Source organism: Faecalibacterium prausnitzii, from assembly GCF_019967995.1.
Lineage (GTDB): Bacteria > Bacillota > Clostridia > Oscillospirales > Ruminococcaceae > Faecalibacterium > Faecalibacterium prausnitzii_E.
The window spans coordinates 2,522,678-2,537,446 of the sequence record NZ_CP065377.1 but is presented as its reverse complement, the minus strand read 5'-3'; the positions used below and the strand labels follow the sequence as shown (position 1 = coordinate 2,537,446).

Genomic DNA, 14,769 nt, shown 5'->3' with positions numbered 1-14,769 from the left:
CAGCCTCAGACGTGTGCGGTGATGTAGTTGTAGATGTCGCCCACGGTCTTGAGCTTTGCCAGTTCCTCGTCCGGGATGGAGACGCCGCAGGCATCCTCCAGCGCCATGTTCAGCTCCACAGCGTCCAGGCTGTCGGCTTCGAGGTCCTCGGTCAGGCTGGCTTCCATAGTCACCTTGTCGGCATCGCAGTTCAGGGTGTCAACAACGATCTTCTTCATCTCTTCAAACGTCATGGTAGGTTTCTCCTTTATTGTTTCAATGATTATCTAAATAATTTGAGTTTTCTTGCGAACACGACCATTATACCCAAATCGTTGGATAAGTCAAGAAAAATAGTTAAAATATTTTATCTTTTACAATTCTGACACACTTTGGCTCCTCCAATTGCACGAAAAAAGCGCGGAGTTTTTGGCCGAATGGCCAAAAACTCCGCGCTTTGCGGCTGGCACGGTCCGGCAGACCGTACCTATTTTACTTTCTACAGCGCCGTTCGTCAGACGAGATACCCTTCGAAGCAGTGGAGGTCTTCCGTCTTGACGATGCCTTCCAGATAAAGGCCGTCTTCCCGGTACTCCTCCACCTGCACGCTGCCGCGCTCCCGCATGGGGGCGGCGAGGCCGAGCTTGTCGTAGGGGAGCAGGACCTTGAGGGTGTGGACCCGGTCGCTGAGGGTCTCGTCCAGCTTTTGCAGCAGTTTGTCCAGACCGTAGCCGGTCTTGGCGCTGGTCAGCAGGATATCCGGGTCAAAGGACAGGGCACCGGGCTTGTCGCACTTGTTGTAGACGGTCAGGCGGGGGATATCGGCGCAGTCCAGCCCGTCCAGAACTTCGTCGGTGACGGCCAGCTGCTCTTCGCGCTGTTCGTCGCCTGCATCGGCCACCCGGACGATGACGTCCGACCAGGCGGCTTCTTCCAGCGTGGATTTGAACGCCTCGACCAGGTTGTGGGGCAGGCGGGAGACGAAGCCGACCGTATCCACCAGCAGTACCGCCATGCCGCTGGGGAGCACCAGTTTCCGGCTGGTGGGGTCCAGTGTAGCGAACAGCATGTCGGCCTCGGCGACGCTGGGGCCGCACAGGGCGTTCATCAGGCTGGATTTGCCCACGTTGGTGTAGCCCACCAGACTGACCACCGGCATCCCGGTCTTGGCGCGGGCCTTCCGGCTCTCGCCCCGGCGCTTCTCCATCTCGGCCAGCTTCTCAGCCAATGCGTCGATGCGGGCGTGGACGTGGCGGCGGTCCAGCTCCAGCTTGGTCTCACCGGCACCGCGGCGGGCACCACCGCCGCCGCCACCGCCGCCGCCCTGGCGGCTCAGGCTCTCGCCCATGCCCTGCAGGCGGGGCAGACGGTAGCGCAGCAGGGCCAGTTCAGTCTGCAGTTTGCCTTCGTTGGTCACGGCGCGGCTGCGGAAGATCTCCAAAATCAGCATGGTGCGGTCGATGACTTCCAGCCCGCCCAGCGCGGTGGAGATGTTGCGGATCTGGCTGCCGGTCAGCTCGCCGTCAAAGACGGCGCACACAGCGCCCAGCTCCTCGGCGGCGAGATGGGCTTCTTCCAGCTTGCCGCTGCCCAGCACGATGCCGGTCTCCGGGGTCTGGCGCTTCTGGGTCACCTCGGCCACGGCCTCCATGTGGTTGGCTTCGCACAGGGCCGACAACTCGGCAAGGCTGCGCTCGCAGTCCCACAGGCCCTGGTCCAGTGCCAGAAGGATGACCTTTGCCGGGGGTGTTTCGACTAAAATATCGTAAAGTTCGCTCAAAATAGTTCCTCTCTGTTGAATTGCTCGTTCACTCAACAAAATGTTGCGAAAAACGGGCAGAAAATGCTGCCCTTACCGGCAGGCAAGGGTGTTGTAATGTTCTCTTGTCAAAGCATAGCACTTGCAGGGGACCGGGGTGCCGTCGAATTTGTGGTATGCCGAATCATGGTCGTAGACGAAGCCTGCCCTGGTCATGACCCTGCCGCTGGCGGGGTTCTCGAATGCGTGTGCGCAGGCCAGCCAGTTACTGTCTGTACTTTTGAACCAGTATTCTACAACTGCGCGGAGGGCTTCGGTGGTAAACCCGTTGTTCCACCACGCTCTGCCGATGCAGTAGCCCACTTCCCACACGCCGTTCGTGTGGTCGAAACCGGGCCAGGGGTCGCGCTCCGGTTCGGCGGAACTGGATGTGAAAATACCGATGGACCCAAACACCTGCCCGGTGGCCTTTTCCACGATGCCCCACTCGTAGTAATCTCCATTCGGGTAGAGCAGTGCCCATGCGGTCAGCAGTTCGCGGGTCTCTTCGGCGTTTTTGTGCGGCTCCCACCGCAGGTATTTGGTCACCTGCGGGTCGTTGGCCCAGTTCGTGTACATCATTCCGGCATCTTCCGGGGTCAGGCGGCGCAAGATCAGCCGCTCCGTTTCGATCTCCTGTGTGCCTGCATGGCGCATGGTTCTTCCACTCCCATCCATAAAAGTTACGCATAGGATAGCACAAAATTGCCCCCGGTGCAAGCAAAAACCGTCCCATGCGCCGAAAAAATGCTTGACAAGGGCGAAAACTTCATTAAACTGAAGAGAGAACGAAAAAATCCCCGAAGGATCGGGGAGAGGGTTCAATGAGGTGCAAGATCGGTCTTCAGGATGGATTCCCAACTGCTTTTGCCGTAAAGGAACCGAAGGATATGGACGGTCTGTGCAGCTTCATCGACCTGATAAAAGGCCAGGTAGCTTTGCACAGGCACAAACCGGATGCCAAGGCTGGCCAGAAATGGGTCACGGACAACGGGATAGCGTTTGGGAAAAGTGGAAAGCTGTGCCAGCTTCTTTTCGGCGGTATCGACAAGAACATCGGCAGCCAATGGATTTTTCAGAGTAAGGTCAATATAGTCGAATGATTCTCCCAAGTCCTGGTCGGCCTTGTCGGTTACATGGACGAAATAATTCATCGGAAATTCCTCCGGCTGCGCAGATCGGAAATAACATCTTCCAGTGGGCGCGTCCGCCCGGCGGCGACATCGTCAAGGCCTTCCTGAAGTTTGCCGTATAATTCAAAACGGCCGACCATCTCTTCGTAGGTCTCGATGCTCATCACGGCCAGATCTCCCTTGCCGTTTTTCGTGATGAACACGGGTTCGGCATAGGTGTGGCAGAACGTGGAAATATCGTTGTAGTTGTTGCGCAGGTCTGCGCTGGAACGGATCTTGGGCATAGAATACACCTCCCTTATAACAAAATTATATCCGAATTTTTGTACAAAAGCAAGCGAAATAGGAAAAAGGGGCTTTTATATGAACGATATTCGAGAATTCTTATCCCGCAGGCCGCTGCTGTTCGATGGCGGTATGGGTACCTATTATAAAGCGGCACCGGGCATTGAGTGCGAGCGGGCGAACCAGACTGACCCGGCCGGGGTGCAGGCAGTCCACCGGGAATATCTGGAAGCCGGGGCAAATGCCATCAAGACCAATACCTTCGGCCTGCCCCGGATGGCGGCGGCGCATATGCCGGGCTGGGAAGCGCTGGCCGAAGCGGGCTGGAAGCTGGCTGAGGCGGCAGCGGTGCCGACCGGTGCCTTCGTGTTTGCAGACCTTGGCCCGGCTCCGGAGACCGAAGCGCTCCCGGCGGCGCAGGTCTACACGGCGGTGGCTGAGCAGTTCCGGAAGCTGGGGGCAAAGAACTTCCTGTTCGAGACGCTGAGCTCGGATGCAGGCATTCTGGAGGCTGTGCGCACACTCAAGGCCGCGGAGCCGGACGCCTTTGTGCTCGTCTCGTTTGCGGTGCTGCCGGACGGCTACACCCGCGAAGGTCTGTATTGCAAAGACCTTGTCCGCCGGATGAGCGAGAGCGGCTGCGTGGATGCGGTGGGCCTGAACTGTGTGTCGGCCCCCGGCGCGATGCGCACGCTGGCCCGGAGCCTGAGCAGTGCACTGCCGCTGTCGGTGATGCCGAATGCGGGCTACCCGGTCGTGACCCGGACGCAGGTGCGGTATCAGGGCAAGCCGGAATATTTTGCGCAGGAACTGAGCGGGCTGGCGGCAGACGGCGTGGTCCGCATTCTGGGCGGCTGCTGCGGCACGACACCGGCCCACATCGCGGCCCTGCGGGCTGCGCTGGACGCCCTGCCCGAAACGGCGGCTCCGGCGCGGACGAAAGAATTTTCCACACCGGAGGCAAAACCGGTGGAAAACGAGGACGCCTTCCTGCGCAAGCTGAATGCGGGCGAAAAGGTCATTGCCATTGAGCTGGACTCCCCCCGCAATGCAGACCTGACGGCTTATCTGGAGGGGGCACGGAAGCTGCAGGCGGCGGGCGCAGACCTGCTGACCATTGCGGACTGCCCCATCGCGCAGGCCCGGATGGATTCCTCACTGGTGGCCTGCCGGGTGCACCGGGAGCTGGGGATGTGCACCCTGCCCCACATGACCTGCCGGGACCGCAACCTGAACGCCACCAAGGCGCTGCTGCTGGGGCTGTATGCCGAGGGAGTGCGGGAGGTGCTGGCCATCACCGGCGACCCCATCCCCACGGCAGAGCGGGACGAGGTGAAGAACGTCTATCAGTTCAACTCCCGCAAGCTGGCGCAGTACATCGTCTCGCTGGCAGGCGAGGGCCGCGAGATGCCGTCGGCGATGACCGTCTTTGGTGCGCTGAACCTGAATGCCCGCAACTTTGAAGTGGAACTGCGCCGGGCGGGTGAGAAGCTGGAACACGGCATGTCCGGCTTCCTGACCCAGCCGGTGCTGTCCGGGCAGGCGGTGGAGAACCTCCGCCATGCGCGGGAGGTGCTGGGCAGCCGGGCCAGGATCCTGGCGGGCATCATGCCGGTGGTCAGCCAGCGGAACGCCATCTTCATGGAGAACGAGATCAACGGCATCCATGTGGAGGAGGACATCATCCGGCAGTTTGCCGGGCTGGACCGCGCCCAGGGCGAGGAGCTGGGCCTTTCCATCTCGCTGAAGATGGTGCGGGAGGCCCTGCCCTATGCCGACGGCTTCTATCTAATGACTCCCTTCAACCGGGTCGCCCTGATGGAACGGCTCATCGCCCGGCTCCGCACTGAGGTGCTGCAGGAGTCCTGAAGAGGGAAACAGCAAAACGATTCGATGAAAGGAGCGACAATCTATGGCAGAACCGACCATCAGCATCATTGTCCCGGTCTATAAAACGGAAGCCTACCTCGAAAAATGTGTGGATTCCATTCTGGCGCAGACTTTCCGGGACTTTGAACTCCTTCTCATAGACGACGGCTCCCCGGACAACTGCCCGGCGCTGTGCGAGGAAGCAGCAGCGCGCGACCCGCGCATCCGGGTCATCCACCAGAAGAACGCCGAACTTTCCGCTGCGCGGAACACCGGGGTGGAGGCTGCGCGCGGGGAATGGATCGGTTTTGTGGACAGCGATGACAGCATCGCCCCGGAGATGTACGAGACACTGCTCACCTACGCTCGGCGGGACGGGGCACAGATCGCGGTCTGCGATTACCTGCTGGTGACGGAAGCCGGAGAACCGCTTCCGTCGTCGTATCGTCTGGAGGAAGACAAGGTGCTCGACCGTGTGGGGGCGCTGGAACAGATGAACCGGGGCCACTTCAAAGTGGCATGGAACCGGCTGTACCGGCGGGAGCTCTTTGAAATGGTGCGCTTTCCGGTGGGGAAGATTCACGAGGATGAATACACGGCGCATCAGTTCTACTGGCAGTGTGAACGGATCACGATTGCAGCAAAGCCGCTGTATTTTTATGTGCAGCGGGGCGGCAGCATCATCCATACCGATTCGCCCCAGAAAACGATGGATCTGGCAGAAGGCATTTTCCAGCGGGCCTGTTTCGAGCAGGAGCAGCAGCTCACCAGGCTTGCCATAGAAGCAGCCAAGACGTCGATGCTGGTGTTTGCGCAGGCCCACAGGCGGAAGGACCTGCAGCCGGCGCAGCGGCGGTGGTGCGCAGAGATGCGCGGCCGGATGAACGCGCTGGCAAAGACCCTGCTGAAAAGCGGGAGCGGCTCGCGGGCCGACCGGATCAAGTTCCGGCTGTTCCTCTGTTCTCCAACGCTGTACCGCGCGGCGCTGCTGACCAAAAGCTGGATGAACAAGATCGGTTTCTGAAAAAAGAGATTGACAAAACGCCCAAAAACGGCTATATTCTTTGTATAAATGCAATGAAAAAGAGTGTGCATCGCAGGCAGCTTTCCAGAGAGCCGGGGCAGGTGAAAGCCGGTAAGTGTGCGGAGATGCGCTGTCGCTTTTGAGCAGAGGCGGGGAAATCAGTAGTCGCCTCCGGGCCTGTCCCACGTTATCGGGGCATCAAGGGGCACAAAAATGCAAGGCGCTTTTTGTGCAATTTGGGTGGTACCGCGGTGTAATTGATTTACAGCCGTCCCATGGAACGTTCCGTGGGGCGGCTTTTTTCGTCCCACGTCATCAACAGTTTGGGAGGAACCCCTATGAAAGAACTCGCAAAACAGTACGACCCCAGCCAGGTGGAAGACCGCATCTACCAGTTCTGGCTGGACGGCGGCTACTTCCACACGGAAGCAGACCCCGATAAGAAACCCTACACCATCGTGATGCCGCCGCCGAACGTGACCGGCCAGCTGCACATGGGCCATGCACTGGATAACACCATGCAGGATGTCCTCATCCGCACCAAGCGGATGCAGGGCTACGCTGCCCTGTGGGTGCCCGGCACCGACCATGCGTCCATCGCCACCGAGGCCAAGGTCGTGGAGGCCATGCGCGCCGAGGGTCTGACCAAGGAGATGGTCGGCCGCGACGGCTTTCTGGAGCGCGCCTGGGATTGGAAGACCAAGTACGGCAACCGCATCGTCAGCCAGCTGAAGAAGCTCGGCACCAGCTGCGACTGGCAGCGGGAACGCTTCACCATGGATGAGGGCTGCTCGGATGCCGTCAAGGAAGTGTTCGTCCGCCTGTACGACAAGCAGCTGATCTACCGCGGCAACCGCATGGTCAACTGGTGCCCGCACTGCAACACCTCCATCTCGGACGCTGAGGTCGAGTATGAGGAGAAGGACGGCAGCTTCTGGCACCTGCTCTACCCGGTCAAGGAGACCGGCGAGATGCTGGAGCTGGCCACCACCCGCCCGGAGACCATGCTGGGCGATACCGCCGTTGCCATCAACGGTGAGGACCCCCGCTATGCGCACCTGCACGGCTGCCATGTCATCCTGCCGCTGCTGAACAAGGAGATCCCCATCGTCTGCGACGAACACGCCGACATGACCAAGGGCACCGGTGTCGTCAAGATCACCCCGGCCCACGACCCCAACGACTTTGAGGTCGGCCTCCGCCACGACCTGCCCATCGTCCGCGTCTTCACCTACGACGGCCGCATGACCGGCGCTGCCGACAAGGCGGCGGCCGATGCCATCTTCGCCGCAGGCAAGAACACCGTGAACGAGCCGGAAGTGCTGGACTGCGGCAAGTATGCCGGTATGACCACCCTCGAAGCCCGCAAGGCCATTCTGGCCGACCTGAAGGAGGGCGGCTTCCTGAAGGAGATCGAGCCTCTGAAGCACGAGGTCGGCACCTGCTACCGCTGCCACTCCACCATCGAGCCGATGGTCTCCAAGCAGTGGTTCGTCAAGATGGAGCCGCTGGCAAAGCCCGCCATCGAAAGCGTGGAAAAGGGCGAGATCAAGTTCGTGCCGGAGCGCTTCACCAAGAACTATATGAACTGGATGAAGGGCACCCGTGACTGGTGCATCAGCCGCCAGCTGTGGTGGGGCCACCAGATCCCGGCGTATTACTGCGATGACTGCGGCGAGACTGTGGTCGCCAAGGACGCCCCCTGCACCTGCCCCAAGTGCGGCGGCAGCAAGTTCACCCAGGACCCGGATACTCTGGATACCTGGTTCTCCTCTGCGCTGTGGCCCTTCAGCACACTGGGCTGGCCCGATGAGGACAGCGCCGACCTGAAGTATTTTTACCCCACCAACACCCTCGTCACCGGCTACGACATCATCGGATTCTGGGTCAGCCGCATGATCTTCTCCGGTCTGGCCTATACCGGCAAGGCACCGTTCGACACTGTCTGCATCCACGGCATCGTCCGCGACAGCCAGGGCCGCAAGATGTCCAAGAGCCTGGGCAACGGCATCGACCCGCTGGAGGTCATCGCCAAGTACGGCGCGGACGCCCTGCGCTTCATGCTGCTGGACGGCTCCACCCCCGGCAACGATATGCGTTACAGCGAGAAGAAGGTGGAGGCTGCCCGCAACTTTGCAAACAAGCTGTGGAACGCCACCCGCTTTGTGCTGATGAACCTGCCCGAAGACTTTGAGCCGGGCCTGCCCGCCGACGACCGGCTGGACATGAGCGACAAGTGGGTCCTGACCAAACTGAACCAGGTGGCCGGTGCCATGACCGACAACCTCGACCACTACGAGATGGGTCTGGCCGCTGCCAAGATCAACAGCTTCATCTGGGATGTCTATTGCGACTGGTTCATTGAGATCGCAAAGCCCCGCCTGAACTCCGGCGATGCCGAGCAGGCTGACACCGCCCGCCGTGTGCTGGTGTATGTGCTGGACAAGGCCCTCAAACTGCTGCATCCCTTCATGCCCTTCGTCACCGAGGAGCTGTATCAGGCGCTTCCCGGCTCTGCCGAGACCATTATGACCCAGGCCTGGCCGACCGTGGACGAGGCCCACAACTGGCCGGAGGAAGAGGAAGCTTTTGAGAAGGTCATGGACTACATCAAGGCGGTGCGTACCATGCGCACCGAGATGAACGTCCACCCCGCCAAGAAGACCAGCATGATCATCGAGACCGCCGATGCGACCCCGTTCCAGAACGCACAGGTCTATCTGGCAAAGTTCGCTTTTGCCACCGAGGTGACCTTCACCGCCAAGTACGAGGGCAGCACCGACGGCATGGTGCAGGTCTCCACCCACGCGGCCCGCGGCTTTATCCCCATGATGGAGCTGATCGACCGCGAGAAGGAGCTGGCCCGCCTGAACAAGGAAAAGGCCAAGGCCGAAAAGGAACTGGCCATGTTCGAAAACCAGCTCAACAACCCCAAGTTCGTGGAGCGCGCCCCGGCGGCTCTGGTCGAGGATATCCGTGCAAAGCACGCAAAGAGCCAGGATAAGCTGGCCAACATCGAACAGAGCATCCAGGCGCTGGGTTAAATACAATGGCAGAAACATCAAATCGCACCTCGCCCTGGCTCATCGCCTGGCGGGTCATCTTTACCTTTGCGCTCATCGGCTGCATCGTCTTCATCTTCTCGAACTCGATGCAGGTGGCAGCTGTCTCCGAGGGAGCCAGCGGACGGGTGCTGGACTTCATGCAGAAAGTCCTGCGCAAGCTGGGCATGCCCGGCGCGGCAAACCATCTCACGATGCACATCATCCGCAAGCTGGCGCACTTCTCGGAATATCTGCTGGAGGGCTTCCTGTTCATGCTCTGCCTGCGGGTCTACACCAAACATGTGCTCAAGCATGTCTCGTGGCCCATCCTGGGCGGCCTGCTCACGGCGCTGACCGATGAGACCATCCAGCTGTTCGTGCCGGGGCGCAGCAGTCAGGTAACAGACGTCTGGATCGATTTTTCCGGCGTGATGACCGGCCTCATCGTGGGGCTGATCCTGCTGGGGCTCATCCGGATGTGCATCCTGCTCTATAAACATCGAAACGAGGATTGACGCAATGACCATCGAACAGGCAAATCAATATTTTGCTGCTCTGCCGGAGGGGTTCGCCCCGGCGGAAGAACTGCGCGCGGCGCTGCCCGCAGCGGCGCAGCAGGTGGCCTATGTGGGGGTGGCCGGCACGGCGGGCAAGACCGCTGCCGCCGCCCTGACGGCAGCCGTGCTTCAGGCCGCCGGTTTCGTCACCGGTCTGTACCGTGCAGGCTGTGAGCCGCTGGAACAGCGGGTCTGCATCAACGGCGAGCCGGTGGCAGATGCCCTGCTCTGCGCCGCAGCGGAAACGCTGAGCCGTGCAAGGCCGCTGCCCCGCGCAGCAGCAGAGCTGGCCGCAGCAGCCGCCTGCTTTGGGGCTGCGGGCTGCAGGCTGGCGGTGGTGGAGCTGCCGGATGCCGGTCTGGCCGAAGCGCTCTCCCATATGCCGGTCTGCGTGGTGACCTCCATCGGCCCGGACGGCGTGAGCCGTTCGGTGGAGCGTTCGGCGGCTCTGGCTGCAGGCGTCATGCGGGAAGGTGCCATCTGCGTCACCGCACCGGAGCAGCCCAAGGCCGCGTTGAGCGAGCTTATCGTGGCGGCTGGCCGCGAGGACTGTGAACTGGTCGTACCGGACCCGGACGACATCACCTTCCTCGAAGCCGAGAAATTCACAAGCAGGGTGGATTACGGCGGCTACACCGTGCCGCTGGCCTTTCTGGGCCGTCATGCGGCGGGCAGCGCGGCCATTGCAGTTGAGACGGCGCTGGCCCTCTGCAAAAAGGGCCTCGACATCCCGGACGAAGCGATCCTCGAAGGCCTTGCTGCCGTCGAGAACCGCAGCAGCATCCGGGTGCTGTCGCAGCGCCCGCTCATCATTCTGGACGCCTGCCGCACCCCGCAGCAGGCCATGGCCCTGCTCCGCGTCCTCAATATGGCCAAGGTGCGCCATCTGAGCGCCGTCATCGGCCTGACCGAGGAAGAAGGCGCCGAGGCGTTCTTCACCGCGCTGGAGACCGGCCTGACCCCGGATGAGCAGAAGAAGGACAAACAGTCCATGCCCGGCATGAGCGACAGCCCCTTTGATAAGGTGTTCCTCGTCACGCCGCAGGGCATCGACGATGCTCTGACCGAGCGCCTGCTGGAAAAGGCCCGGTATCACTTCGACGCTGAGCGCTGCACGAGCCTGGACGAAGCCATCGGTCTGGCCAGAGCCAACAGCCGCCGCGGTCTTCTGATCTGCGGCAGCGAAGCCATCGCGCTGGAAGCCGAACAGAAGCTGGAAGCCCGCTGAGCGACACCGTTTTCTAAAATCTACCCCGAAGAGCCTGTACACTGAAGCTGTGTACAGGCTCTTTTTTATGCCATCAAGGAGTTGATAACATGGCGACTGTGACCTTCAGCGCGGCGGACGATCTGCTCTATGCCTATCTGGCGGGCGAGATCGACCACGATGCCGCGCAGGACCTTCGCATCCAATTGGACGATGCGCTGCTCACCCGCACACCCCACACGCTGGTGCTGGATCTGGGCGGGGTGGGCTTTATGGATTCGTCCGGCGTGGGGCTCATTCTGGGGCGGCAGCGCTGTGCGCGGAGCCTCGGCGGGACCCTGCGCATCCAGCACGCCCCGGAACAGCTGCGCCGTGTGCTGCGGCTTGCGGGCATTTCGTGCGCGGACGAGCCCGGCCGGGAAGAACAGGAGGAATGAGGATGAAAGCGGAAAACACCACAAAAATTCAATTTGACTCTCTCAGCGTCAACGAGGCCTATGCCCGCGGCGCAGCGGCGGCCTTTCTGGCCCGGTACGACCCTACCGTGCCCCAGCTGGCAGACCTGAAGACGGCCGTGTCCGAGGCGGTCACCAACTGCATCGTTCACGCCTACCCGGACCGGGTCGGCCCGATCGTGATGACGCTGGCGGTCTATCCGGGGAGGCTGGTGAAGATCACGGTGGCAGACAGGGGCGTCGGCATTCCGGATATCCCCAAGGCGATGGAGCCGCTGTTCACCACTGGAAACCCCGAAGAGCGGTCCGGCCTTGGCTTCGCGGTCATGCAGAGCTTTATGGATAAGGTACGGGTCAGCTCCACGCCGGGGCACGGCACCCGCGTTACCCTGACCAAGCGACTGGAGGAAAAGCCCTCTACATAAAAAAGAAAACGAGGGGATACGATGGTAACGGACAAGACCCGGCGCAGTGAGTTTATCGAACAGAACCTGGGGCTGGTGCATTCCTGCGCCGGACGCTTCCGGGGGCGCGGCATCGAATACGACGATCTCTACAGTGCAGGCTGCATGGGGCTCGTCAAAGCCTGCGATGCCTTTGACCCGGAGCGCGGCGTCTGCTTTTCCACCTACGCGGTGCCGGTCATCCTCGGCGAGATCAAAAAGCTGTTCCGGGATGGGGGCACGGTCAAGGTGAGCCGGTCGCTGAAAGAACTGAATCTGCGGATCAACGCAGCGCGGGAGCATCACCGGAAGCTCTGCGGCACCGAGCCGACGCTTTCGCAGCTGGCGGAAGAGCTGGGGGAGAGCGTGGAGAACATCACACTGGCTGTTCAGGCAGCGCAGCCCATCATGAGCCTGACGCCGGAGAATCGGGACGAGCCGGACCGCCAAATCGACATCCCGGTAGAATCGCCCGAAGAGGCGCTGGCGGATAAAATCGGGCTGGCAGAGGTCCTGGGGACGCTTCCGGAGGAAGATCAGCGCCTCATCCGACTGCGCTTTTATGCGAACCGCACCCAGAGCGAAACGGCAAAGATCCTGCACACCACCCAGGTGCAGATCTCCCGGCGGGAGCGCAAGCTCCTCAAGCTGATGCGGGCAAAATTGCTGGAGGAGTAAGAAAATTGGATTTTCTTGAAAAAATTGAAAAAAGGGCTTGCTTTTTGTCCGGGGATGTGCTAAAATACATTACTGTCAGGCGGACGTCTGACAGACAAATCTCAACAAAAACGGATGAAAAAGTACGAAGTTTCACGAGTTCTTCCAAGAAATTCAAAAACTTCTGAAAAAAGTGCTTGACATTCAAAACCAAATCTGGTAAAATATTTAAGCTGTCAGCCGCTGAGGTTGAGAGACAGGACCTTGAAAATTGAACAATATCGAAAAACTTGTAACGGAACCTATTTTCGTGTTGGAAAAACACGGTAAACAATTCCAAACAAAGTAATTCACACAGGACGCAAGCGATTGCGTGCTGAGCGAAAAAGATTTAACACTTTTTAAGTGATAAATATCATTTATAAAGAGTTTGATCCTGGCTCAGGACGAACGCTGGCGGCGCGCCTAACACATGCAAGTCGAACGAGCAAAGAGGAGCTTGCTTCTCTGAGCGAGTGGCGAACGGGTGAGTAACGCGTGAGGAACCTGCCTCAAAGAGGGGGACAACAGTTGGAAACGACTGCTAATACCGCATAAGCCCACAGGTCGGCATCGACCAGAGGGAAAAGGAGCAATCCGCTTTGAGATGGCCTCGCGTCCGATTAGCTAGTTGGTGAGGTAACGGCCCACCAAGGCGACGATCGGTAGCCGGACTGAGAGGTTGAACGGCCACATTGGGACTGAGACACGGCCCAGACTCCTACGGGAGGCAGCAGTGGGGAATATTGCACAATGGGGGAAACCCTGATGCAGCGACGCCGCGTGGAGGAAGAAGGTCTTCGGATTGTAAACTCCTGTTGTTGAGGAAGATAATGACGGTACTCAACAAGGAAGTGACGGCTAACTACGTGCCAGCAGCCGCGGTAAAACGTAGGTCACAAGCGTTGTCCGGAATTACTGGGTGTAAAGGGAGCGCAGGCGGGAAGACAAGTTGGAAGTGAAATCCATGGGCTCAACCCATGAACTGCTTTCAAAACTGTTTTTCTTGAGTAGTGCAGAGGTAGGCGGAATTCCCGGTGTAGCGGTGGAATGCGTAGATATCGGGAGGAACACCAGTGGCGAAGGCGGCCTACTGGGCACCAACTGACGCTGAGGCTCGAAAGTGTGGGTAGCAAACAGGATTAGATACCCTGGTAGTCCACACCGTAAACGATGATTACTAGGTGTTGGAGGATTGACCCCTTCAGTGCCGCAGTTAACACAATAAGTAATCCACCTGGGGAGTACGACCGCAAGGTTGAAACTCAAAGGAATTGACGGGGGCCCGCACAAGCAGTGGAGTATGTGGTTTAATTCGACGCAACGCGAAGAACCTTACCAAGTCTTGACATCCTGCGACGGACATAGAAATATGTCTTTCCTTCGGGACGCAGAGACAGGTGGTGCATGGTTGTCGTCAGCTCGTGTCGTGAGATGTTGGGTTAAGTCCCGCAACGAGCGCAACCCTTATGGTCAGTTACTACGCAAGAGGACTCTGGCCAGACTGCCGTTGACAAAACGGAGGAAGGTGGGGATGACGTCAAATCATCATGCCCTTTATGACTTGGGCTACACACGTACTACAATGGCGTTAAACAAAGAGAAGCAAGACCGCGAGGTGGAGCAAAACTCAGAAACAACGTCCCAGTTCGGACTGCAGGCTGCAACTCGCCTGCACGAAGTCGGAATTGCTAGTAATCGTGGATCAGCATGCCACGGTGAATACGTTCCCGGGCCTTGTACACACCGCCCGTCACACCATGAGAGCCGGGGGGACCCGAAGTCGGTAGTCTAACCGCAAGGAGGACGCCGCCGAAGGTAAAACTGGTGATTGGGGTGAAGTCGTAACAAGGTAGCCGTAGGAGAACCTGCGGCTGGATCACCTCCTTTCTAAGGAGTCAGGCAGGAAGAAAGCATCGAAGATGGTTTCTTCCTGGAACAGGTGACAGAGACAAGTAGAGTAGATATTGTTCGATTTTGAGGGCCCTGAAAAGGGGTTACTCAAAACCTTATGTGGGGGTTTAGCTCAGCTGGGAGAGCACCTGCTTTGCAAGCAGGGGGTCAAGGGTTCGATTCCCTTAATCTCCACCACATGGGCCAATAGCTCAGCTGGCTAGAGCACACGACTGATAATCGTGAGGTCGATGGTTCGAGTCCATTTTGGCCCACCATGTGATGAAAATCGAAGTTTCAGGAAACTGGGCTTTGAGGGACATCACCAAGACGTACCTTGAAAACTGAATAATAACTGCGAAACAAAGATTATAGTAAGTTCTTTT

The 14,769-nt window shown here is 59.4% G+C and carries 13 protein-coding genes, 2 tRNA genes, 1 rRNA gene and 1 other annotated feature; of the genes, 11 read left to right on the top strand and 5 right to left on the bottom strand.

Features of this window, described 5'->3' with window-relative positions:
* Nucleotides 1–5: 5 nt before the first annotated feature.
* The 5 genes from acpP to I5P96_RS12280 form a co-directional block, all read right to left on the bottom strand.
* Nucleotides 6–233: an acyl carrier protein gene (gene acpP / locus I5P96_RS12300; protein WP_097791694.1), complete on the bottom strand. Its 228-nt coding sequence runs from the start codon at nt 231–233 to the stop codon at nt 6–8.
* Between the two features lie 260 nt (nt 234–493).
* Nucleotides 494–1,759 carry a GTPase HflX gene (gene hflX / locus I5P96_RS12295; RefSeq protein ID WP_118552520.1) on the bottom strand — a complete coding sequence of 422 codons (1,266 nt, stop codon included), beginning with the start codon at nt 1,757–1,759 and terminating at the stop codon, nt 494–496.
* A gap of 72 nt (nt 1,760–1,831) precedes the next feature.
* Nucleotides 1,832–2,434, bottom strand: coding sequence for a GNAT family N-acetyltransferase (locus I5P96_RS12290; RefSeq protein WP_223382371.1), 603 nt, complete (start codon nt 2,432–2,434; stop codon nt 1,832–1,834).
* 164 nt (nt 2,435–2,598) lie between these two features.
* Nucleotides 2,599–2,931 (bottom strand): type II toxin-antitoxin system RelE/ParE family toxin, encoded by a 333-nt coding sequence (locus I5P96_RS12285; protein ID WP_223382370.1) that lies wholly within the window; start codon nt 2,929–2,931, stop codon nt 2,599–2,601.
* On the bottom strand, nt 2,928–3,194 hold the full coding sequence (locus I5P96_RS12280) for a type II toxin-antitoxin system prevent-host-death family antitoxin (protein ID WP_097791698.1): 267 nt from the start codon (nt 3,192–3,194) through the stop codon (nt 2,928–2,930). The genes I5P96_RS12285 and I5P96_RS12280 overlap by 4 nt, the downstream gene beginning before the upstream one ends.
* Nucleotides 3,195–3,273: 79 nt before the next feature.
* Between I5P96_RS12280 and I5P96_RS12275 the strand changes: the two genes are divergently transcribed.
* The 11 genes from I5P96_RS12275 to I5P96_RS12225 all read left to right on the top strand — a co-directional run bounded on the left by I5P96_RS12275 (nt 3,274) and on the right by I5P96_RS12225 (nt 14,661).
* Nucleotides 3,274–5,064, top strand: a complete 1,791-nt coding sequence (locus I5P96_RS12275) for a bifunctional homocysteine S-methyltransferase/methylenetetrahydrofolate reductase (protein WP_223382369.1) — start codon at nt 3,274–3,276, stop codon at nt 5,062–5,064.
* A gap of 43 nt (nt 5,065–5,107) precedes the next feature.
* Nucleotides 5,108–6,088, top strand: a complete 981-nt coding sequence (locus I5P96_RS12270; RefSeq protein ID WP_223382368.1) for a glycosyltransferase family 2 protein — start codon at nt 5,108–5,110, stop codon at nt 6,086–6,088.
* Nucleotides 6,089–6,132: 44 nt separating this feature from the next.
* Nucleotides 6,133–6,367, top strand: a binding site (T-box leader).
* A gap of 59 nt (nt 6,368–6,426) precedes the next feature.
* On the top strand, nt 6,427–9,132 hold the full coding sequence (locus I5P96_RS12265) for a valine--tRNA ligase (protein WP_207685940.1): 2,706 nt from the start codon (nt 6,427–6,429) through the stop codon (nt 9,130–9,132).
* Nucleotides 9,133–9,137: 5 nt separating this feature from the next.
* Complete coding sequence (locus I5P96_RS12260; protein WP_207685939.1) at nt 9,138–9,647, top strand: VanZ family protein; 510 nt, start codon at nt 9,138–9,140, stop codon at nt 9,645–9,647.
* Nucleotides 9,648–9,651: 4 nt separating this feature from the next.
* Nucleotides 9,652–10,917 carry a folylpolyglutamate synthase gene (locus I5P96_RS12255; RefSeq protein ID WP_223382367.1) on the top strand — a complete coding sequence of 422 codons (1,266 nt, stop codon included), beginning with the start codon at nt 9,652–9,654 and terminating at the stop codon, nt 10,915–10,917.
* 89 nt (nt 10,918–11,006) lie between these two features.
* Complete coding sequence (locus tag I5P96_RS12250) at nt 11,007–11,333, top strand: STAS domain-containing protein (protein WP_223382366.1); 327 nt, start codon at nt 11,007–11,009, stop codon at nt 11,331–11,333.
* Nucleotides 11,334–11,335: 2 nt separating this feature from the next.
* Complete coding sequence (gene spoIIAB, locus I5P96_RS12245; RefSeq protein ID WP_097791705.1) at nt 11,336–11,776, top strand: anti-sigma F factor; 441 nt, start codon at nt 11,336–11,338, stop codon at nt 11,774–11,776.
* A 21-nt stretch (nt 11,777–11,797) separates the two neighbouring features.
* The gene (locus I5P96_RS12240) at nt 11,798–12,472 is read left to right on the top strand and encodes a sigma-70 family RNA polymerase sigma factor (protein ID WP_223382365.1); all 675 of its coding nucleotides are present in this window, start codon (nt 11,798–11,800) and stop codon (nt 12,470–12,472) included.
* 397 nt (nt 12,473–12,869) lie between these two features.
* Nucleotides 12,870–14,380, top strand: a 16S ribosomal RNA gene (locus tag I5P96_RS12235).
* A 125-nt stretch (nt 14,381–14,505) separates the two neighbouring features.
* A tRNA-Ala gene (locus I5P96_RS12230) sits at nt 14,506–14,581 on the top strand.
* A gap of 3 nt (nt 14,582–14,584) precedes the next feature.
* A tRNA-Ile gene (locus I5P96_RS12225) sits at nt 14,585–14,661 on the top strand.
* Nucleotides 14,662–14,769: the final 108 nt, after the last annotated feature.